Origin of the sequence: Synechococcus sp. Cruz CV12-2-Slac-r, from assembly GCF_024346075.1 — a bacterium.
Classification (GTDB): Bacteria; Cyanobacteriota; Cyanobacteriia; order PCC-6307; family Cyanobiaceae; genus Synechococcus_D.
In genome coordinates this window covers 41,911-62,196 of the sequence record NZ_JAGQEK010000001.1, presented here as the reverse complement: position 1 = coordinate 62,196, position 20,286 = coordinate 41,911, and the positions used below count along the sequence as shown (strand labels likewise).

25 protein-coding genes and 1 other RNA gene are annotated in these 20,286 nt (G+C 50.6%); 13 read left to right on the top strand and 13 right to left on the bottom strand.

The features are described from left to right. Window positions 1–27 precede the first annotated feature (27 nt). Window positions 28–972 (bottom strand): quinolinate synthase NadA, encoded by a 945-nt coding sequence (gene nadA, locus KB557_RS00365; RefSeq protein ID WP_255130797.1) that lies wholly within the window; start codon window positions 970–972, stop codon window positions 28–30. 56 nt (window positions 973–1,028) lie between these two features. Between nadA and KB557_RS00360 the strand changes: the two genes are divergently transcribed. From KB557_RS00360 to KB557_RS00350, 3 genes are all read left to right on the top strand, one after another. Continuing rightward, window positions 1,029–1,883 carry a TIGR04168 family protein gene (locus KB557_RS00360; protein ID WP_315856173.1) on the top strand — a complete coding sequence of 285 codons (855 nt, stop codon included), beginning with the start codon at window positions 1,029–1,031 and terminating at the stop codon, window positions 1,881–1,883. Next, the gene (locus KB557_RS00355) at window positions 1,877–2,974 is read left to right on the top strand and encodes a hypothetical protein (protein WP_255130796.1); all 1,098 of its coding nucleotides are present in this window, start codon (window positions 1,877–1,879) and stop codon (window positions 2,972–2,974) included. Before KB557_RS00360 ends, KB557_RS00355 begins: the two co-directional genes overlap by 7 nt. Before the next feature lie 205 nt (window positions 2,975–3,179). Beyond that, window positions 3,180–3,866, top strand: coding sequence for an endolysin (locus tag KB557_RS00350; RefSeq protein ID WP_255130795.1), 687 nt, complete (start codon window positions 3,180–3,182; stop codon window positions 3,864–3,866). Between the two features lie 3 nt (window positions 3,867–3,869). Here KB557_RS00350 and KB557_RS00345 read toward each other — a convergent pair whose 3' ends face one another. Next, window positions 3,870–4,613, bottom strand: a complete 744-nt coding sequence (locus tag KB557_RS00345) for a TPM domain-containing protein (protein WP_255130815.1) — start codon at window positions 4,611–4,613, stop codon at window positions 3,870–3,872. Between the two features lie 114 nt (window positions 4,614–4,727). On the opposite strand from KB557_RS00345, the gene KB557_RS00340 reads away from it, so the two are divergent. Beyond that, on the top strand, window positions 4,728–5,879 hold the full coding sequence (locus KB557_RS00340; protein WP_255130794.1) for a class I SAM-dependent methyltransferase: 1,152 nt from the start codon (window positions 4,728–4,730) through the stop codon (window positions 5,877–5,879). On the opposite strand, the gene aroB is transcribed toward KB557_RS00340, so the two are convergent. Continuing rightward, complete coding sequence (gene aroB / locus KB557_RS00335; protein WP_255130793.1) at window positions 5,869–6,984, bottom strand: 3-dehydroquinate synthase; 1,116 nt, start codon at window positions 6,982–6,984, stop codon at window positions 5,869–5,871. The genes KB557_RS00340 and aroB overlap by 11 nt on opposite strands. Before the next feature lie 156 nt (window positions 6,985–7,140). On the opposite strand from aroB, the gene KB557_RS00330 reads away from it, so the two are divergent. From KB557_RS00330 to ssrS, 3 genes are all read left to right on the top strand, one after another. Beyond that, window positions 7,141–7,941, top strand: a complete 801-nt coding sequence (locus tag KB557_RS00330) for a carbohydrate ABC transporter permease (protein ID WP_255130814.1) — start codon at window positions 7,141–7,143, stop codon at window positions 7,939–7,941. A gap of 15 nt (window positions 7,942–7,956) precedes the next feature. Continuing rightward, complete coding sequence (locus KB557_RS00325) at window positions 7,957–9,105, top strand: 5-(carboxyamino)imidazole ribonucleotide synthase (protein ID WP_255130792.1); 1,149 nt, start codon at window positions 7,957–7,959, stop codon at window positions 9,103–9,105. A gap of 15 nt (window positions 9,106–9,120) precedes the next feature. After that, a non-coding RNA gene (gene ssrS / locus KB557_RS00320) (6S RNA) lies at window positions 9,121–9,304 on the top strand. Window positions 9,305–9,345: 41 nt separating this feature from the next. Here the strand turns inward: ssrS and KB557_RS00315 are convergent. After that, window positions 9,346–9,618 (bottom strand): DUF2103 domain-containing protein, encoded by a 273-nt coding sequence (locus tag KB557_RS00315; protein ID WP_255130791.1) that lies wholly within the window; start codon window positions 9,616–9,618, stop codon window positions 9,346–9,348. A gap of 8 nt (window positions 9,619–9,626) precedes the next feature. Further along, the gene (clpS, locus tag KB557_RS00310) at window positions 9,627–9,932 is read right to left on the bottom strand and encodes an ATP-dependent Clp protease adapter ClpS (protein WP_399218400.1); all 306 of its coding nucleotides are present in this window, start codon (window positions 9,930–9,932) and stop codon (window positions 9,627–9,629) included. Window positions 9,933–10,000: 68 nt separating this feature from the next. Here clpS and petN point away from each other — a divergent pair, with 68 nt between their 5' ends. The 3 genes from petN to KB557_RS00295 are packed head-to-tail and all read left to right on the top strand — an operon-like array spanning window position 10,001 to window position 11,498. Next, window positions 10,001–10,102: a cytochrome b6-f complex subunit PetN gene (petN, locus tag KB557_RS00305; protein WP_106499011.1), complete on the top strand. Its 102-nt coding sequence runs from the start codon at window positions 10,001–10,003 to the stop codon at window positions 10,100–10,102. Window positions 10,103–10,119: 17 nt separating this feature from the next. Continuing rightward, on the top strand, window positions 10,120–10,296 hold the full coding sequence (locus KB557_RS00300; protein WP_255130789.1) for a hypothetical protein: 177 nt from the start codon (window positions 10,120–10,122) through the stop codon (window positions 10,294–10,296). Then, window positions 10,293–11,498: a hypothetical protein gene (locus tag KB557_RS00295; protein WP_255130788.1), complete on the top strand. Its 1,206-nt coding sequence runs from the start codon at window positions 10,293–10,295 to the stop codon at window positions 11,496–11,498. Before KB557_RS00300 ends, KB557_RS00295 begins: the two co-directional genes overlap by 4 nt. Here the strand turns inward: KB557_RS00295 and psb29 are convergent. Continuing rightward, a complete protein-coding gene (gene psb29, locus KB557_RS00290) occupies window positions 11,465–12,130 on the bottom strand; it encodes a photosystem II biogenesis protein Psp29 (protein WP_255130787.1) in 666 nt (221 codons plus the stop codon). The genes KB557_RS00295 and psb29 overlap by 34 nt on opposite strands. Window positions 12,131–12,235: 105 nt before the next feature. Between psb29 and clpP the strand changes: the two genes are divergently transcribed. Further along, window positions 12,236–12,826 (top strand): ATP-dependent Clp endopeptidase proteolytic subunit ClpP, encoded by a 591-nt coding sequence (clpP, locus tag KB557_RS00285; protein WP_255130786.1) that lies wholly within the window; start codon window positions 12,236–12,238, stop codon window positions 12,824–12,826. 4 nt (window positions 12,827–12,830) lie between these two features. On the opposite strand, the gene KB557_RS00280 is transcribed toward clpP, so the two are convergent. The 5 genes from KB557_RS00280 to pyk all read right to left on the bottom strand — a co-directional run bounded on the left by KB557_RS00280 (window position 12,831) and on the right by pyk (window position 18,589). Beyond that, window positions 12,831–13,103 (bottom strand): hypothetical protein, encoded by a 273-nt coding sequence (locus KB557_RS00280; protein WP_255130785.1) that lies wholly within the window; start codon window positions 13,101–13,103, stop codon window positions 12,831–12,833. 35 nt (window positions 13,104–13,138) lie between these two features. Further along, window positions 13,139–15,058, bottom strand: coding sequence for an ATP-dependent zinc metalloprotease FtsH (ftsH, locus tag KB557_RS00275; protein ID WP_255130784.1), 1,920 nt, complete (start codon window positions 15,056–15,058; stop codon window positions 13,139–13,141). A 70-nt stretch (window positions 15,059–15,128) separates the two neighbouring features. Beyond that, window positions 15,129–15,557, bottom strand: coding sequence for an NUDIX hydrolase (locus KB557_RS00270; protein ID WP_255130783.1), 429 nt, complete (start codon window positions 15,555–15,557; stop codon window positions 15,129–15,131). After that, window positions 15,554–16,783 (bottom strand): ABC transporter permease, encoded by a 1,230-nt coding sequence (locus KB557_RS00265; protein WP_255130782.1) that lies wholly within the window; start codon window positions 16,781–16,783, stop codon window positions 15,554–15,556. Before KB557_RS00265 ends, KB557_RS00270 begins: the two co-directional genes overlap by 4 nt. 21 nt (window positions 16,784–16,804) lie before the next feature. Continuing rightward, window positions 16,805–18,589: a pyruvate kinase gene (gene pyk / locus KB557_RS00260; protein ID WP_255130781.1), complete on the bottom strand. Its 1,785-nt coding sequence runs from the start codon at window positions 18,587–18,589 to the stop codon at window positions 16,805–16,807. A 45-nt stretch (window positions 18,590–18,634) separates the two neighbouring features. Between pyk and KB557_RS00255 the strand changes: the two genes are divergently transcribed. Further along, window positions 18,635–18,964 carry a nucleoside triphosphate pyrophosphohydrolase family protein gene (locus KB557_RS00255; RefSeq protein WP_255130780.1) on the top strand — a complete coding sequence of 110 codons (330 nt, stop codon included), beginning with the start codon at window positions 18,635–18,637 and terminating at the stop codon, window positions 18,962–18,964. Further along, window positions 18,964–19,434, top strand: coding sequence for a hypothetical protein (locus tag KB557_RS00250; RefSeq protein ID WP_255130813.1), 471 nt, complete (start codon window positions 18,964–18,966; stop codon window positions 19,432–19,434). The genes KB557_RS00255 and KB557_RS00250 overlap by 1 nt, the downstream gene beginning before the upstream one ends. Window positions 19,435–19,464: 30 nt before the next feature. Here KB557_RS00250 and KB557_RS00245 read toward each other — a convergent pair whose 3' ends face one another. Together KB557_RS00245 and scpB are read right to left on the bottom strand one after the other, a co-directional pair. After that, complete coding sequence (locus tag KB557_RS00245; RefSeq protein WP_255130779.1) at window positions 19,465–19,758, bottom strand: YggT family protein; 294 nt, start codon at window positions 19,756–19,758, stop codon at window positions 19,465–19,467. 36 nt (window positions 19,759–19,794) lie between these two features. Further along, a complete protein-coding gene (scpB, locus tag KB557_RS00240; RefSeq protein WP_255130778.1) occupies window positions 19,795–20,286 on the bottom strand; it encodes an SMC-Scp complex subunit ScpB in 492 nt (163 codons plus the stop codon).

Here is a 20,286-nt window from a genome sequence, read left to right as displayed (position 1 = left end):
CAGCTCGCACCAGCATTGCAGGACACTTCAGTTACTTAATTCCAGCATTTTTTTGATTGGCGCTAGAGCCCTAAGCCTCAGGACTTCCTCAAGATTGATGGCAGGAGCCATAGTTTTTAAACAATTTTCTAATTTATCAAGGGTGTTTAAACGCATATAAGGGCAAGCATTACAGCTGCAGCCATCAAGACCAGGTACCCCGTAGAACTCCTTATGGGGAGCAGCCTTACGCATCTGGTGCAGGATCCCTGGCTCGGTAAGCACAATGAAGGATGAAGCAGTACTTGTTTTGCTGTGCGATAGCAATTTGCTGGTGGAGCCAATGAAATCAGCTAGATCGAGCAGGTGGCTTTGGCATTCGGGATGGGCGATTAGCTCCGCTTTGGGATGGGCGGCTTTTAATTTGAAAACAGCTGCCTCACTAAAGGTTTCATGCACAATGCAACTGCCCGGCCAAAGCACAAGTTTGCGGCCGGTTTGTTTTTGCACCCAGTTACCCAGGTTTTGATCTGGTGCAAAAAGGATTCCTTGTTCTTCAGGAATTGATTTCACCATTGCCACCGCATTGCTGCTGGTGCAGATCAAATCGCTTTGCGCCTTTATTGCTGCGGAGCAATTTATGTAGCTGATCACCACATGGCCTGGATGATCAGCGCGAAATTGAGCAAATTCATCTGGGCTACAGGCATCAGCAAGTGAACAGCCAGCATTTAGATCTGGCAGAAGCACAGTTTTGTTGGGGCTGAGGATCTTTGCGGTTTCAGCCATGAAGTGAACGCCGCAAAAAACGATTACCTCTGCATCGGTGGCAGCAGCTTTGCGGGATAGCTCAAGGGAATCGCCGATGAAATCGGCCACGTCTTGGATTTCTTCTTCTTGGTAGTAGTGGGCAAGGATTACAGCTTTGCGCTGATCTTTTAAAGCAGCAATTCGCTGAATTTGGTTGCTGCATGGGGCGCTGCTTACGAACATGCGTGAGCCTGCCGAGGGAGGATGCAACCAGCCTAGAAAGTTACAAGGGAGCATTTGTGCTGAAACTGGCCATTGCCGGAGATCTCCATGGCCAGTGGGACCACCACGACGATGCTGTGATGGCTCAACTTGCTCCAGATGCCCTTTTGGTAGTTGGCGACCTGGCAGACGGGGATGTGCGCCTACCCCTGCGCCTACGCAAATTGAATGTGCCGGTTGCTTGCGTGCTCGGAAATCACGATGCCGCCAAAGATAGTTCTGGTCGCACTCTTGGTCGCATGGAGCAGGCCCTTGGTGAGTTGCATTGCGGTTGGGGTTTGCGTTTATTAGATCCCCCCGGCTTAGCGGTGGTGGGTGGTAGACCCGGCAGTGCTGGAGGTGGATTTAGGCTGTCGGAGGCGGTTAAATCCCATTGGGGGGTTATGAATCTTTTTGATTCCGCCAACCGCATCATCAAGGCTGCCTTGAGTGCTCCGGCCGGAATACCTCTTGTGATGCTTTCCCACGCCGGACCCAGCGGCCTTGGCAGTGCTGCCGCTGATCTCTGTGGAAAAGACTGGAAGCCCCCTGCCTGTGATTGGGGCGACCAAGATCTTCAAGAAGCAATCCTGCGCATACGCAAGCAAAGGCCAGTGCCCTTAGTGGTTTTTGGTCATATGCACCACCGCTTACGCCGAGGCGCCGGCAATCGCCGCACTTTGCATCGCGACCGGCAAGGAACGATTTATCTAAATGCTGCTTGCGTGCCACGTCATCGTGAATGCAGTGAAAATGGCCCTTTAAGGCATTTCAGCTGGGTGGAAATGGATAACAACGGCACTGTTTTGCTGGCGTCCCATCGTTGGTATCAACCGAATGGCGCTTTGGTGGAAGAACACATACTGCCTTTATCTAACAGTGGCCCATGCTGATTGTGGCCTGCATAAGTGGCCATGGTTACGGCCATGGCTCAAGGGTGGCGGCACTTTTGGCGGCGTTGCAGAAGCTTGAACCCCATTGTCGTTTTGTGCTCTCTACGCCACTTCCAAAAAAATTCCTAAACCAAACATTTGCAGCAATTCCCCACATTCACCACCATTGCCAATGGGATGTGGGGGTGATCCAGGCGGATGCTTTAGCTAGTGATCCCCTAGCCACCTTGAAAGCGCTAGATGAACTGGAGCCAAAACTGGCAGCCCAGGTGGAGAAGCAGGTTGCATTAATAACGGCTCTGAGGTGCCCTGGAGAAGCAGCCCTTGTATTGGCTGATGTTCCGCCTGCTGCAGTGCTGTTAGCTGAAGGTTTAGGTGTGCCCTTGGTGTGGCAAGCAAATTTTGGCTGGGATTCCATATATCAAGAACTTGGCGGCCCTTTGCTTAGTTGGGCTGAGCAAAGCAATCAGCTTTATCGCCGCGGTGCTGCCACTCTGCGCTGTCCTTTTTCGCTTGGGATGGATTGGGATTTGCCACTGAAGCAAATTGGTTTGAGTGCAGGAACACCAAGCTTTACCAGCCTTGAACTGCGGCAAAGATTTGGCTGGGGTTGGGATAAGCAAAAAACAGCACTGCTGAGTTTTGGCGGCATTGGTTTTGCTTGCACGCATCAGCTGCTGGAGCAATGGCCCGATTGGGGTTTTGTTGTTACAGACCCTGAATTAGCTAAAGCCTCTAACGCCAGGCTGTTGCCTGCTGATCTGCGGCCCCTTGATCTGATGCCGATCTGCAGCGTGGTGATTACAAAACCGGGCTACAGCACTTTTTGTGAAGCCTTGGGCCAGGGGCTTGGCGTGATTGCGGTTGAACGGCAGGGCTTTGCGGAGGCTGAAGTTCTCATGGCGGGATTAAAAGAACATGGATGGCATCGCCAATTGAGTTTGGCGGCTTTCTTGGCGGGGGATTGGCACCTAGATACCCCATTAACCCCTCCCACAAAACCTGCACTCACCAGGGGTGGTGAAATTGAAGCAGCCCAGTTTTTAGTTGAAATATTAAGAACAAGCAACTCTGAGGCCGGTGGTATCTAGGGAGTAGACAATTTATTTTCTGGTCAGTGGTTAATCCAACCAGGTTTTTTTCGACCATATTCGGCCAGTCCGTTTCTGAAAAGATCTCGTGAGCGGCAAAAATTTATTTTTAGTCAAACTTCAGGTCGCACGTTTGAATTTTTCTTTACTTACTGCACCGAGCCGGTTGGCTACGTTGTTTCTCTTTTGCGGCGTCTTAGCACTAATGCCGCCCGCCCTAGCCGTTACCGCTTCTTCTGAAAAAGGAGCATCCAAGGATTTGGCTGATCGGGCTCCAAAGCATCTGGCTCAATTCTCCTTCCCTCGCCTTCAGTTTCCTGGTTTTCCCAGCGCTCCTCGCATTTTTGCAATCACCGCTGAACGTCGTGCCTTGCTTAATACGATTCGCTACGCGGAAGGCACCTGGAAGGAAGGAGCAGATCTTGGTTATCGGGTGATGTTCGGCGGCAGCTTGATGGATTCTCTTGAGCGCCACCCAGACAAAGTGAATTACACCACCGGTTATGCCAGTGCTGCTGCTGGGGCATATCAGTTCATGCCAGCCACCTGGGGGCTTGTTGTTAGGGCTATGGGTTTAGTCGGTTTTAACCCACAAGTGCAAGATCAAGCTGCTCTTTTCTTGATCCAGAAGCGAGGTGCCCTAGCACTAGCCGATCAAGGCACCCTCAGCGCTGAATTAGCAGCAAAATTAGCTCCGGAGTGGGCATCTTTCCCCACCCTCAGGGGTAGCAGCTACTACGGACAGCCAGTGAAGCGCCTAAATGAGTTACAGCGTTTTTACGAAGCAAATCTGAACCGCCTGCAGGGACGTGTGCCGATGGCTAAAACAGTTCCTCAAACAGCTCCACCCTGCTCAGATAACAGCCTTGATTGCGCTTTAAAAAGTTTTTAAGCGCTAACTAATTTTTGCTGATCCGGGTTTTGGCAATGTTTTAAGGGCAATTACATATGCCAATCCAGCACTAGTTAAGAAGCCGAGGCAATTTTCTGCTAACGGAATTAAATCTGAAGTGCGAGTGAGGATTGGAGCTAAACCAAAAAATGCAAAAATTAGTAGCCAAAGGGGAGCCATAAGTAAAAGCCAATTCCAAGCAATCCTGATGCCTTCTTTTCTAGGAAAAGCTGCAAAACCAGCAACAAGGCCTCCAAGTATTGAGGCGGCAAAAGTGAGAAGCCATTGCTCCTGGGGGAGTCCGGGCACTACCTGGCAACCACCTTTGTTTAAACAGAATTCAACTGCAGCTAAAGAATCAACAATTGCCCCATCTTCGCCATTGTCTTTTACATAATATTGATTGCCAAATCTGGTTTGCAGCTCCACCCAATAGGTGCGGGGCATCAAAGCAAACAAGGCTTCTCCCACGTTGAAATTAAGCAGGTTGCCACCGCGGGGATCTGCAACCAACAGCAAGCTGCGTTCATCTAAATCCCAATATTGTTTTACCGCTAGGCCAGGGGTGCGGTCGTATTGGGTAAGAACCCTCAACTTCCAGCCGCTTTTGGCCTCAAAATCGGTGAGTTCCGTTTCAAGAGACTCTCTTTGCTGGTCTGTGAGGGCTTTGGCCAGATCGATTACTGGGGTTGGGTGATCAGGCAATAAATCGGCGTTGTCGTAAGCCATAGCAGGCTCCGCCTGCATAAATGCCGTAGAACAAATAAGCAATAGCCCCAACAACCACCTAGAAATCGCCCCAATAGAAATCACAGCAACTCAATCCACTAAAACTCATTGTTATCGATCCATGGAGCAGCTGTGGCTGACAACTCAGAACTTTGGTTGCAGCAGCTTTTAACTCAACATGGCGGAAGGGCTTCCTTCGCTGTAGTGATGGACTGGTTGCTGAACGATTCCCAGCATGGTTTCTACGGTAGTGGCCGCTGTTGTTTTGGCCCAAGGGGTGATTTTGTTACGGCGCCTTCCCTTGGCTCAGGCCTTGCAGATCTGCTCTTAAAACAATTGATTCCCTGTTTTGATCTGCTTTCAGAACAGCCCGGCAAGCTCAGCTTGATTGAGTGGGGCCCCGGCAATGGTTTGCTGGCGCTGCAATTGGTTGAGGCTCTGCTGGCCCTTAGCCCCCCATGGCTTGCTCGCTTGGAAATTTTGTTGCTCGAATCCAGCGCTCCCTTGCGCATGGTTCAACAGGAAACCCTCAAGAATTCAACTATTCCCTGCTACTGGCCTGAGCCAGATGAACTTGTTAACGAACCTAGACGGGGGATTGTGCTGGCTCACGAGCTACTCGATGCGCTTCCAGTTGAGCGGTTTGTGCTGTTTCAAGGCAATTGGCATGGCCTTGATGTGGTGCTCTCTTCAAAAGGTGAATTTGAATGGCAAACAGGCAGGCCGCTTGCAGCAAAAAGTGTTGAACAGCTAGCGGCTATGGGTTTAGAAACAAATGGTGGCAACAGGCCGGAGGGTTGGTGTAGTGAATGGTGCCCCAGCCTTGAACCTTGGTTGCAGCAGGTGCGCCAAGGTTTGCAGCAGGGTTGGCTGCTAACGATCGATTACGGCCATCCCGCAAAGCGTTATTACGCACCTAATCGCGACGGCGGCACCTTACTGGCCTACCGAGCCCAAATCGCCAGCCCTGAATTACTTGCTGAGCCCGGCAGTTGGGACATCACAGCCCATGTTTGCAACACCCTGGTGGAACAGTTAGCAACCACTACTGGTTGGTGTTGGCAGGGGGCAGAATTACAAGGCGAAGCCCTGCTGCGCTTGGGGTTGGCGCAACTCTGGAGTGAGCTATCTACCCCAGGTATTGCCCCGATTAGCTGGCGCCTTGCCCGCCGCGAGGAATACCAGCGCTTGGTAGATCCTTATCAATTGGGAGGGTTTTGGTGGCTGCAGCTGTGCACTCCGGGATTGCCAGGGATGGTGCCGTTGTTATCTGTTACTGGCTGATGCTTGCAAGGGCCTCAATTGCTGCGTCAAGGGTTACATCATCGCGAATTTCCACCGCGCCAATTCCAGTTGGCAACACAAAACGCACCCTGCCAGCAATTACTTTTTTATCGCGTAATAAGCAATTTCGAACCTCTTCAGCTTCAAATCTTGGTGTTGCTGTAGGTAAGCCACAGCGTTCAATTATTTGGCGCTGGCGTTGTTGATCAGCGGCAGGCCATAAACCGAGTTGAAGGCTTAATTCACCAGCCGCCAGCATGCCAAGTGCAACCGCCTCACCATGTAAATACTTCTCGTAGCTCGTAAGTGTTTCCAGCACGTGGCCAAGGGTATGGCCGTAATTAAGGATCGCCCGCAGGTTTCCCTCCCGTTCATCTGCTGCCACTACCCGTGCTTTTGCTGCTGCAGATCTTTTCAAGATTTGCAGCAGTAATGATTCACCGATTTCATCGATACTGCCAAGTTCGGCATGTTGTTCAAGTGCATCAAATAGCACCGGATCACCAATAACACCGTATTTGATAACTTCTGCTAGGCCCGCTCTTACTTCTCTCGGCGGCAGGGTACTGAGCGTATTTTGATCAATTAATACAAGTTTTGGTTGATGAAAAGCACCGATTAAATTCTTACCACCAGGATGATTTACGCCGGTTTTACCACCAATAGAGGCATCGACCATCGCCAAAAGGGTGGTGGGTAACTGCACTACGGCAATACCCCTCAACCAGGTGGCAGCCGCAAAACCTGCCATATCTCCAATCACACCTCCACCAAGAGCAATGATTAATGAGCTGCGCTCCAGTTGATGCTCATAAGCGGCGTTATGAATTTTGGAAATGGAGGCAGGATTCTTTTGATCTTCTCCACTCGGCAGCAGTAGTAATTCAGTGAGAAAGCCTTCGCGGTTGAGGCCGCTTAGCAATTGCTGCCCGTAATGCTGAGCAACGGCTTGTTGGCTTACCACTAAAACCCGAGCGCCAGATTTAAAGCCGAGTTTGCTTATTTCTTGCCCCAGCAATTCAATGGCACCGCAACCGATCTGAATCGCATAAGAATTCTCGCCAAGCTCAACCAAAACCTTGCTCAAGGCCTTATCAACGTCCATTTGACTCCACTTCCGCAGCAATTAATGTATGGCCATCTAGCCCCAGAATGGAGCGGTTTGTGGGATTGATGATTGTCTAGATCACCCCTGCTCCCTTGGCTGTTCATTGCACCGGCCCTCCTGCTCGTGCTGCTCACTGTGCTGCTGCCAGCCCTGATGGCTTTAGTGATGAGTTTTACCCGATCAGGGCTTGATCTAGATGCACCGCTGCAATTCATCGGTTTGGCAAATTTGAGGCGCTTATCAACTGATCCTCTTTTTTTACGGGTTCTCGGCACCACTTTTTTATATCTGCTGGGGGTGGTGCCGCCAATGGTGGTTGGCTCCCTTGCTCTAGCGGTTTTAGTAAACCGTGCTCTGCCTGGAATGCATTTCTTTCGCGGTGCTTTCTACACTCCCGTGTTGGTTTCTGTGGTGGTGGCGGCCATTGCCTTCCGCTGGATTTATGCCGAAAACGGCCTGTTAAACGGTTGGGGTGGTTTCATTTTTGGTGAAAAATTTCAAGCAATTGGTTTTTTAAGCGACCCAAGCCTTGCCTTGTTTGCGGTGATGTTTGTAACTCTATGGAAAGGAATTGGTTATTACATGGTGATTTTTTTAGGAGGCCTACAGGGAATTTCAAAAGATCTCTATGAGGCAGCCGAACTTGATGGAAGTCGCGGCTGGCGCCAGCATCTTGATATCACCCTTCCACTGTTAAAACCCTATGTGGCATTGGTGGCTGTGATTTCATCAATTGCTGCAACAAAGGTATTTGAGGAGGTGTTCTTGTTAACCCAGGGCGGCCCAGCAGATTCCACTCGCACAGTTGTTTACTACGTATACGACCTTGCATTTCAGGAATTAGATATCAGCTACGCGTGCGCCGCAGGGCTCGCTCTATTCCTGGTGGTTTTACTGCTTAGTCTTTTGCAACAGCTTCTCAAAGGGGCAGGGTTGCCTAAATTGTTGGATTAAGCAACGCAGCTTTTGATGCCCGTTGGAATAGTTGGTAGCGGTCAGCTGGCCGGGATGCTTGCTGAGGCTGCCCAAAAGATGGGCCTGGAACTTCACCTCCAGGCCAGTGATCCAGATGATGCGGCGGTTGCTCTTGCAGCAGCAGCAGTTTTTGGGCCTTCTGAAAATGGTGATGCCACTACCCAATTGGCAAAACAATGCAAGCGAATCGGCTTTGAAAATGAATGGGTAGATCTTGAAGCAATTCAGGCCTTAGAGGTTGAGGGCGTTGAATTTCAACCCTGCGCTGAAGTGTTGGCGCAGGTGGTGGATAAACGCCAGCAACGCAACTTGTTGGAAAGGCTCAATTTGCCAAGCCCAGGCTGGTGTGACCTGGCAACTGTTGTTAGTGCTGGTGGCAAGCTGCCTGCGCAGTTTGAATTTCCATTGATGGCAAAGGCCGCCGCTGGCGGCTACGACGGGCGAGGTACGGAGAAATTGCTCAACCGTGCTGCCTTCGAGGCCCTATTGATGCGAGTGGATTGCCGCGAGTGGATTCTTGAGGAATTGGTGAATTATGAAAAAGAGCTCTCAATTTTGGTGGCAAGAAATTCAGCTGGTGAGATCAGCGTTTTCCCTCTGGTGGAAACCCACCAACACCAACATCAATGCGAGTGGGTGCTTGCCCCGGCCCATGTGAACCACGGCGTTGAAGCCCGCGCCCGATCCATGGCGGTTTCAATCGTTACCGCAATCAACTACGTGGGGCTGTTGGCCGTTGAATTTTTCCTTTCCCCCCAGGGTTTGCTGATAAATGAATTGGCGCCTCGTAGTCATAATTCCGGCCATTACACAATCGAAGCTTGTGTTACGAGTCAGTTTTGCCAACAATTAAATGTGCTCAGTAACCAACGGCTTGGTTCAACGGCCTTGTTGGTGCCTGGGGCATTGATGGTGAATCTGGTGGGCTTTGAAGAATCCAACAACACCTACCAAGAACAACGCAATTTATTGCAGGCTCTACCTCAGGCCCATCTGCATTGGTATGGAAAACGCTTAACCAGGCGTGGGCGCAAGCTTGGCCACATAACTCTGCTCTTGCAAGCTTGCGATCCGGTTTTGCGCCGCCGCGAGGCCTTGGAATTACTCGCGAGAGTGAGGAGTATCTGGCCTAACCCAGCTTGAAAGCCTTAGATTTGAGTTGAACTGCTGCGTTGGTGTTTGCCCTTTCCAGTGTTCTGATCTGACTCCCTTTTCGACATGGGAGTGGTGTCGCGATGGTGACGTATACCGGCCCCGTAGCCGGAAATGAAGCCCCGCTTTCCATTCCCTTCTGGTTCTTCCAGGTCGAAGACTGAGGGCACCACGGCATGGCGGTTCACCCCTTTCAAACACTTTCAATCACTTTCTAAATACTCTTTAATTTTAATCGATTGCAGCCAGCAGTTCCTTCAAAGCAGCTTGGCTCAATTTAGTTACTACAAATACCTCTTGGGCACTACTTCCCCTACGGGCAATTAGTTTGTAACCGCCTTTAATTTCAGTAGATACACGTATCTTTAATCCCTCACAGCGTCCGTTAACCCTGCTGATAACTGCTGGGGTAACTGTATCTATATACGGTTTACTAGCCAAAATTTTCAACAGGGGGATCAAGCCATCGAGGTAAGTGCTGTGGGTAATAACCAGCCTTCCCAATTCTTACCTCAGGCGCGCTCTAACGGAGCCATGGATAAACCCTCTGATCCGAGCTGCATGTGATAGAGCTCTGCTTGTTCCATCGGCCCCACCCAAACCACTGCCTGGCCTTCGTTATCAATGGCTTGGGCAAGGGCCCAAGCGCGATCAGGATTCATTGCGGGTATGTATTTCAACAAACAATCCACTACATGTTGAAATGTATTTATCTCATCATTTAAAACCACCACCTTGTAAGCCGGGTATGGAGCCCTTTCAAGAGTGGCGCTCCCGGATGGTTTGAGTTCGGGTGTGCTTGTCGTCACGATTGAAATCTAGATATTTTTATTCTGCTCCGCTCAGCGCCCCTTTCGGTAGGATTAACGAAATTGAATGCTTTCATATGTTGATCACTTTGGGCTGGGCTGCTCTAGCGGCTACTTTTACCTTCTCTATTGCGATGGTGGTGTGGGGTCGCAATGGTGATGGTTCGATTAATTTCTAAATTTTAAGCCGGCTGTAATGCCTGAATTACAACTCGATTTAACCTTAAACTCGGCTTTAGCTGGAGTGGCGGCACTGCTGCTGGTGTTTGTTAGTGGTGGAGTTGTTTATCTATCGGCGATGGAATGGAAAGACAAACGTCGCCGGGCGGCAGTGAGTTCCCCTCGCGCTCCTCGACGCCCCGGCAAAAATTGAAAGCCAGCTTTGGGGTATGCCTAATTCCCCTATTTGGCGGTTTTATTTTATGGATCACGGCCCCTAAGCCTCCGCAGGGTGATTTGAAATCACTGTTGAGCCAGGCATCCTTAGCCCAGAGCTTGCCGATTCAGCCGCAGCAACCATTGCCGCGGATCTGGAAACAACGCCTGCCTCCGCTTTTAGCAATGCGCTTGTGGCGGCAAGGCAAAGGTTCTTGGTTGCAGATTTGGGGTCCCCATGCGGATTCATCCCCTCTGCTATTGCTGAGAGCTGGTAGAGAAGCGGATACGGTTCCTTTAAGCCTGCGCTGGGGCCCATATCGCGTAGTGGCAGCTGATGCCTTGGGTTTGCAGAGTTTGCAGCAATCGCTTCGCAATCCAGCTCAGCATCGTTTTGGCCCCCGCTGTGCGGCCTTGGAGAGCTCAGACGCAGCCTTGTTTTGGTCGGGATCTGGCTTAGTGGCAACAACGGCTAATTGGTCGCCATTTTTAATGCCGTTGCAGCAGGGGTGTTTCCAGTTGCAAGGTATGCGCTGGTGGGGAAAAACAAGGGGTGGCGACGGGGTTTTGCGCTCCACTGCTCCTATGGCACAACCCCAAGAACCGGTTTGGCCAACCAGTGCAGCTCCTTTGTTACTGCAGGGGGATTCATTGGCCCCACTACTGGGGCCCTTGTTAGAGCCTTTGCTCGATGGGGCTAGCAAAAAACTTTTACTGCAAAGCCCCTTTCAGCTGCAGCTGCTTTTTAATCCAGCGAATAACCCCTATCAAGCCAGCATTTGGATCAGCCTTCAGCCCCAGGGCAAGCGAGCCCGGCAAGATTTTGAAAGGCTTTTAGAGCGTTTAAAAACACAATTGCCAGCTGAACTGCAGCTAAAAAGCCGAAACGGTGTTTCTGAACTGCGAAACCCTAAGGGTTGGGTGCAGGCCGGTTGGCGATGGCAGCAGAGCAACAAGCTTCTAATTGTGCTGGGCGCTTCTCCAAATAATCAGCTAGCGCCAGGTGTGGTTTTATCTGGTTTCAAGCAGTTGTCTGGTCTCACGCTTGTGGCGGCTCCCCGGCTTCTCGATCAACGCGGCCTGTTGCCAGGAGATATGCCTTTGGTATTAAAAAAGTCGGCCCTGTTTAAGGGCCATTGGCGAGCTGGTAGGGCAGGAGCTGCTGCTCAAGTGATAGGTGTTTCAGAAACGCTGGACTGACGCTCCCGCCGGCGTTTTACCGAAGCCACGGTTTCTTCCATCATTTCCACCGCTTGGGCCATCTTTTCTAAATTGCTTGCATAAAGACCCATGTCTTTATCAAGTTTTTCTTGTTGCAGCCCCATTTGTTCGCCAACGCTTGCAGCGCGCTTACGAATCGCTTCAGGTTCTTGATCATTGCCGCCGCTTAGATCCTGGATTAGGGCAATTAAGCCAACAGCATGGAGCCGGGAATAATGAAAATCGGCGCGAGTTGCCTGTTGCAACACTTGCTTAAGCGGTTCAGGTGCCCCCTCTCCGCGGGCTTCTAGCCAGCTGCTGATCTCCTTTTCCCCGTGGGGGGAAATTCCGTTTGTGAGTTCCGAGGCTTGCCGCCGCATTACTTCGGTGCTGAGGCTTGTGGCAACGCAGAGAGCTTCAAAAAGGTCTTCCCTGCGATCCTCCGGTTGGAAGCCCTTGGTGAAATTGTCGAATACTTGGGTGAGCCCAAGGGAGAAGAGAGCATCTGCCTGGAAGCCCTGTTGGCAGGAAAGAAGATGCAATTCCACAAGCAGCTCATCCACCACGCGGCGATAGAGCCCGGGGATCACCCTTGGATAAGCGGCGAAGAAACGCCTTTTGCTGTCTGCCACGGTTTGGCAATCACCCACTGGATTCCCTTTCTGATAAAAACGACCTTAGCGCTCGGCAGCCATAGGGCAGTTAGTAGTATTTGTGCAAATACTTTGAAGAACGCCATGATCCCTATTGTTATTGAAGATTCAGGTAGGGGCGAAAGGGCTTTTGATATCTATTCAAGGTTGCTAAGGGAACGGATCGTTTTCTTAGGAGAACCAGTTACATCCGATTCTGCAAATAGAATCGTTGCCCAACTTTTATTTCTTGAGGCTGAGGATCCAGAAAAAGATATTTTTCTATATATAAATTCCCCAGGTGGATCTGTTTACGATGGGTTGGGTATTTTTGACACAATGCAACATGTAAAGCCTGATGTGCAAACAGTTTGCGTTGGTTTAGCTGCCAGCATGGGTGCATTTCTTCTTGCTGCAGGAGCGGCTGGAAAACGCAGCAGCCTCCAACATTCGAGAATTATGATCCACCAACCTTTGGGTGGCGCTTCGGGTCAGGCTTCTGATATACGGATCCAAGCAAATGAAATTTTATATCTTAAGAATCGCCTCAACGAAGAGTTGGCCAGCCGTACCAATCAGCCTCTAGAAAGGGTTAAAAAAGACACAGATAGAGACTTTTTTATGTCTCCTGTTGAAGCTGTTAGTTATGGGCTTATAGACAAAGTTATAGATCAACGCCCAATTCACGCAGTATAGTTAATTATTTATTCAAAAGCTCTAAATGACTGTCTCTAAGTTGTTTCCATATTTGCTTGATTTCAGAATAAGCATGTTCTTGGCTTACTTTTCCGTTACCTTGCAAGGCAACGATTAAACCAACTCGTTCTGCAAACTGTTCTAAATTTTGATGGAAAGCTAGCTTTTCTGGGCTCCAATCTTCACCTCTATAACTTGTATGTGCTTCTAGAGGTGAATGAGTGCCATCTAATCCAGGTAAAATCGGATCTTCAAATGAACTTAAATCTTCTGACATTTTTTAAAAGTGATTGATGTTTTTATTGTGATTTATCAAGAGCCTGCAGGTAACAAAGGAGAGAACCTTTCTTTTTCGGGAATAGGGGAGAACTGACTCACCACCTCTCTAAATTTTTCGCCATCAAGGCTTTCGCTTTCTATTAATAGTTCAACCAAGCAATCCATGCAGGGGCGCTGCTTCTCAAGGAGCGCCAAGGTGTCTTGATAGCACTTATCAACGATCAGCCGCACTTGCCCATCAATACGATTTGTTATTGAATCTGATACGTCGCTGCGGGTCATTAAATCTCTACCAACAAATACCTCTTGATTACCAGCTTCTAACGACATTGGGCCTAAATCACTCATGCCAAAACGGGTAACCATTTGGCGGGCCATACCGGCCACCTGTTGAATATCGCCAGCAGCGCCAGTTGTTACCTCAGCATGGCCAAAAACGATTGCCTCAGCGGCCCTTCCCCCAAGCGCCCCCATGATGCGGGCCCTCAATTGTGCGCGGCTCACAAGCATTTGCTCTTCATCTGGAGCAAACCAGGTGAGGCCCTGGGCCTGCCCCCTTGGGATAAGAGTTACCTTTTGCACCGGGTCGTGGTGCTGCACAAGCGTGCCCACTAGGGCATGACCAACCTCGTGATAAGCAATTAAGCGCTTGCTACGCCCATCTGTGAGGGGCGTACCTTCCATACCCGCAATTACACGATCAACAGCATCGTCTATCTCAGCAAGGCTGGTGGCTGTTTTGCGACGCCTAGCGGTAAGAATCGCTGCTTCATTTAGTAAATTTGCAAGATCAGCTCCTGTAAAGCCAGGGGTGCGCCTGGCAATCATCTCAAGGCTTACATCTTCTGCAAGTGTTTTATTGCGGGAATGAACTTTCAAAATAGAAAGACGACCCTTTATATCTGGCGCATCAACAGTTACTTGGCGATCAAACCGGCCCGGGCGCATGAGAGCTGAATCCAACACATCGGGGCGATTTGTTGCAGCAATAATGATTACACCGTTATTGCCTTCAAAACCATCCATCTCAGTGAGAAGTTGGTTCAAAGTTTGTTCCCTTTCGTCGTTGCCTCCACCGATACCAGCCCCACGCTGACGACCAACTGCGTCGATTTCATCAATAAAGATCAAACAAGGTGCGCTCTCTTTAGCGCGCTTAAACAAATCTCTAACTCGGCTGGCACCCACCCCAACAAACATTTCAACGAATTCAGAGCCCGCAAGTGAGAAGAAAGGAACCCCTGCCTCCCCCGCAATCGCTTTGGCAAGGAGAGTTTTACCTGTTCCAGGGGGGCCAACTAATAGAACACCTCGGGGAATTGTTGCGCCAACAGCTGTAAATCTTTCTGGTTGTTTGAGGAAAGTAACTACTTCCTGAAGATCTTCTTTCGCTTCTTCTACACCTGCCACATCATCAAATTTCACGCCGGTTTCGGCTTCCATTGCAAAACGAGCTTTGGTTTTACCAAACTGCATCGCTTGGCCAGGGCCGCCGGGCATGTTGGAGGAACGGCGAGCCAGCAGAATAAGGGAGCCAATAAGTAATAACGGAAATAATAAATTGCCCAAAATACCTAGGGCAGGTGGCGTAGTGCGAGGGGGGTGTATATCAAAACTAATTCCTTCTTCTTTTAATTTGTTAACAAGCTCTGGAGCAAGGCCAGGAAGATCTACCCGTAAACGTTGCACGCGGTTGTCAATATCTGGATCCACCGCTTCAACAACAGCGCTGCGGCCGCCATCAAAAATATCAACAGATGTAACCCTGCCGGCGTCCACATAATCGAGGAAGCGCCCGTATGTCATTCGGGCAACAGCACTGTTGCGAGGAGCAAGGTTTGGTTGAGATACAACCTTGGCTGGGCCACCGTTAGACACCACTTGCCAGAGCAAAAACAAACCGAGGCCAATGGGAAGGGCCCAGAGAAGGATTGTGCGCCAGCGATTATTCATGGGTGCGATTGCAGCCTATGGCTAAAAATGTTTAGTAATTGTAAAGACCCAAAGAAGCCAGCGGAGTGGTTTAGCGCGAATTTTCTTGCAACATTTGATCTACAGCCCATTGCAGAGAAGGGGCAAAAGACCTTGTTTCACCGCAAACCTTGCTGCTTACCTGGCCGCTGCAAAGTTCCTCAAGGCTGGCAAGGGCCATGTCTTGCCCCTCCAGCAGTGTTAGAGCGCTCAGCGGCACTGTGAGAGCAGCGCGAAAGAAGTGGGCTATGCGCTGGGGGCTTGATTTACTGAACCAAGGCTCTAGCTGCGTAGTGGTCCAGTTGATTTCCTCCTTTAGCTCCCGTTGCACCGCTTGGGCGGGGCTTTCTCCGCTTTCAAGATGGCCACCAAACAATGCCCAGGTGCCTGGATAAACAATTCCATCGATGTCGTCGCGTAATTGCAAAAGCCATCTGCCTTCACGCTCAAGCATGGCAAGGGCAACCTCTGGGCAGTTCATAGCCTGCGTAGGGCAACGATGGGATCCATTCTTGCGGCTCTGCGCGCAGGCACCACACCAAAAAAGAGGCCGATTGATCCTGAAAGGGCCACTGTGCTGGCCACATTCCACAAACCAATTGCAGCCGGTAGTGGTGTTACAGCTGCCACGGCCATCACCGCGCCAAGCCCAAGCAAACTGCCAACTAAGCCCCCCAAGCTAGAAACCACTAAAGCTTCAATTAAGAACTGCAGAAGTACGTCGTTACTGCGGGCCCCAACGGCTTTGCGTAAACCGATCTCTTGGGTGCGCTCGCTTACGGAAACCAACATGATATTCATGATGCCGATGCCGCCAACCAAGAGAGATATGGCACCAATGGCCCCCAGCATCAAGGTGAGCCCGCCAGTGATAGTTCCTACGATCGAAAGGGCATCTTTTTGTGAACGCACCGCAAAATCATCTTCCCGCAGGATTTTGTGACGCAAACGCAGCAAATTACTAATTTGAAATTTAGCGGCGCTCACAGATCGTTCATCTTTTGCTTCCACACTTACGAAGCTCAGAGAAGTACCAAAAGTTGGATCTCGGCCACTTAAACGGCTCACCATCGTGCTTAACGGCACATAAACAGCATCATCTTGATTTTGTCCGAGGAAGGCACCTTTGGAGGCCATGATTCCCACCACCTGAAAAGACTGGTTGCGAATTCTCACCTCCTTGCCAATCGGGTAACCACCTGGGAGCAATCTTTCAGCAATGTCTGGTCCTAACACCGCCACATTGCGGGCCCCTTGCATATCGGCCTCGCTAAAAAAACGCCCTTGGGCCATATCAAAACGACGCACCGCTAAAAAATCAGGCGTAATCCCCGAAATTGTTGCTGTGGCGCTTAAATCACGGGCCCTAACTGTTTCGCTAAGGGTTATTTGAGGTGCAATTCGGCTAATGCTTGGCACCTGTTCAAGAATCGCGTTTGCATCTTCTAAAACAAGAGTTTTTGGTGTTTCGATGCCACGGCGTCGAGTGTCGTTGTTGCCTGGAACCACGAATAAAACGTTCGCACCAAGGGTGCTCAGTTGCCCCTCAGCTAGGTTTTGCGCCCCTTTACCAACGCCAACAAGAGTTATCACTGAAGCGTTCCCAATCACGATTCCAAGCATCGTGAGCGCGGAACGCAAGCGATTTGAACTCAACGCCCCAAGGGCCATGCCAATGGTGTCCCGCAAAGGCAGGCGCGCACTCATGGTGTTTCAACCAAAAGTTTTTCAACCAATGTTATCGGCGCTGCTGTGGTCGTGAACATGGGTGCCCCGGTGAACTAACCCATTGCGGATATCAAGGGTAACCACTTCTCCTTGCCTTACATCGCGGGTTGCATTGGCAACCCCCACAACTACGGGAATGCCGAGCCTTTGGCCAATTACAGCGGCATGGCTCTGGCTTCCATCCTCCTCTGTGATTACTCCACCAGAGCGGCGAATTGCCTCTAGGTAGGAGGCTGTTGTGTGAGCTACCACCAAGATTTCTCCAGGTTCGATGCTTGCAGCTTCTTCAGGGGTTTGAGCTAATCGAACCTTGCCACTCACAGAAGCGTTTCCAAATCCTGTGCCACGGCCAAGCACCGCCGAAACAATACCCACCGTCACAAGGTCGGTGGATCCGCTAACGCCTCTAAGGGTGCCAGCGGTTTGTACTACAAGATCACCATCTTCAAGTAATCCCTGCTCTTGGGCTACCCCCATAGCCATGCTGAATGTGCGGCTGGTGGAACTTTGCGTGCTGATAACTAAGGGATTTACACCCCATACCAATTGCAACTGCCGCGCCACTTTTACGTCGCTTGTTACAGCAAGAATTGGGGTAGAGGGCCGAAATTTGCTCACGTTTCTGGCGGTGGCTCCTGTTTTTGTGAGCGGCAAAATCGCGGCAGCATCCAATTGATTTGCGATGGTGCTCACCGCTTGGCTAATCGCGTTGGGGATGGTGCTAGCCAGCTGAGTATCGGGCTGACGATTTGGATAATTTTGTTCGATGCGTTTAGCGATGCGAGCCATCGTTTCCACCGCCTCTACCGGGTAAAGGCCTACGGCAGTTTCATTTGAAAGCATCACCGCATCAGTGCCATCAAGGATGGCATTGGCCACGTCGCTAACTTCAGCTCTAGTGGGCCTGGCGTTTGTTGCCATGCTGTCGAGCATTTGGGTGGCCGTGATGATGGGAATGCCCATCGAATTGGCTTTGCGGATAAGTTCTTTTTGCAGCAGGGGCACTTCTTCTGCGGCCATCTCAACGCCGAGATCACCACGGGCAACCATCACCCCATGGCATAAAGGCAAGATCGAATCGATTTGATCAATCGCTTCAAATTTTTCAATCTTTGCAATTACTGGTGTTCTGTGGCCGAGGGTGCGAATCAGTTCGCGTATTTCTTCCATGTCTGATGGATTGCGCACAAAACTGAGCGCTACCCAATCAACCCCCAATTGCAAACCAAAGGCGAGGTCGTTGCGATCTTTGGCTGTGAGAGCCCTCACTGAAAGCAATACATCGGGGAAATTCACCCCTTTGTTATTTGAAAGAACACCGCCCACCGTTACTTTGCAGTGGAGGGTTTGTTCCTGGTGATCTATCCAATCAACCTCCATCTCCACCTTGCCGTCGTCCATCAGGATTCGGCTGCCTGGGGGCACCTCAGAGGCGAGTTTGTCGTAGGTAACGGTGGCGATGTGCTGATCGCAAGCCACATCCCTTGCCGTGAGCGCAAAACTATCGCCCTTGGCCAGGGTGATAGGCCCTGCGTTGAAGCGTCCTAAACGAATTTTTGGCCCCTGCAGGTCTTGCAGGATGCCCACGTGCACCCCGAGTTGATGAGCTACTTGCCGGATTGTTGCTGCCCGCTGGGCATGTTCAGAGTGATCGCCGTGTGAAAAATTGAGCCGGAAGGTAGTGGCACCCGCAAGAATCAGTTCACGAATCATCTCCGGCGATTCGGTGGCGGGCCCGATGGTGGCGACAATCTTGGTGCGTCGCTGCAGGTCGGGCTTTGGCATTTACCGGGCTGGAGACGGTGCGGAAGCTATCACCCTACGGAACCAATGGACCTCAATTCGTATCAGTCGTTTGCCCGGCGCACCGCCAGATATCCCGATCTTGGTGCCAATATCCTTTACCCCACCCTGGGTCTTTGCGGGGAGGCCGGTGAAGTTGCAGACAAAGTAAAGAAGGTTTTACGCGATCAGGGGGGAGATTTCAGCAGCGCCAATAAGCAGGCGATCGCCCTTGAACTAGGGGATGTGCTCTGGTATGTGGCGCAGCTAGCGGATGAATTGGGTTTTAGCCTTCAGGCGATTGGGGAGTTGAATCTTGAAAAACTTCAGAGTCGCGCCGCCCGTAACGTGATCAGTGGAAGCGGAGACGATCGATGATGGCTTGCTTTTGGGGTTTTATTATTGCGATCGGCCTGTTTTTTTCTCTGCCAACAACAGCCTTTGCCGCAAATCTCCAGGTTTCAGGAATAAGCATTGAGCCCTGCCCCAAGGCTGATGTGGGGGCGCAACCCGATTTCCGTCGCCCCTTAGGGGCCAGTTGTTACGCCTTGCGCGGTGAGGTTCTTAACAACGGTTCTAAACCGGTTGTGGATACGGATGTATTTGCCCAAATTCTTGATGCCAGCGGTGAACCCGTGCTGCAAAATCGCACCCGAGTTGGCTCTATTGGCGACGTGCCGCCAGGCAGCTCCCCCTTTGCCTTGCGCTTAGCTGTACCAGCTGGTACTCCGGGGCCCCTAAAAGTAAGCAATGCAAAAGCAAAAGGATTCAATGCGCCAGTAAGGGCAAGGGCCGCGGCAGATGAATTGGATTTGCTGCCACTTGAGCAAGAATTGAACTTGCAGTGATGGGTTTTGGCAAAAAACTATTGAAAAGAACTATTGAAAAGAACTAAGGCCTGGGGCTGTGCTCATGGCTAATTGACTCAATAGGCCTCCGCTGATCTGTAGGGCAAAGAAGGCAACTAATGCTGATAAATCAAGCCCTCCTAATGGCGGAATCAAGCCGCGAAAGATATTCAGGTATGGATCTGTTATTGAGCTGAGGGCCGAGAGCAAAGGGTTGCCCCAATCAAGATTTGGAAACCAGCTCAACAACACGCGCACCACTAAAACGAGTGTATAAATACTCAGAGTTTGAGCTAATACCTGCAAAAAGAAGCTGATTTCCATGGAATTAAGGAAAGGGACTAACGAATTTCACCAAATCTATCCAGCTTCGGTGCCAGTACTGCTTTTTACGCTGAAAGTTCGGTGGAATTTTTCTGTAAGGCTGATCCAAAATGATCTGCCATCACTCTGGCGGCGCCTTTCGATGAACCCCTGCTCCACCAGCTCTTTGATGTGGTCGTAGGCGCCGCTGCCCCGTAAATCAACAAGTTCCGATTGGAGGATTCTTTTTTTAAGGGCAACAGTTGCCAGCGTGCGCAGGCTGGCGGTGCTCAGATCCACGGGTACTAATTCGCGCACTAATTCGCTTAGATCAGCCCTTAATTGCAAACTGAAACCAGCAGCCTCCTGACGAATTTCTAGGGCGGTATCGCGATGGGCATAATCGGCCATCAAAGTGATTAGTGCCAGTTCCACTTCTTCAGTGGGATAGTGCACCAATTCACTTAGCTGCCCCAAGCTGAGGCAGCGCCCCTTCAGGTAAAGCACCGCCTCTAGCTGTGCCGGCAAAGATAGATCGGGATTAGACAA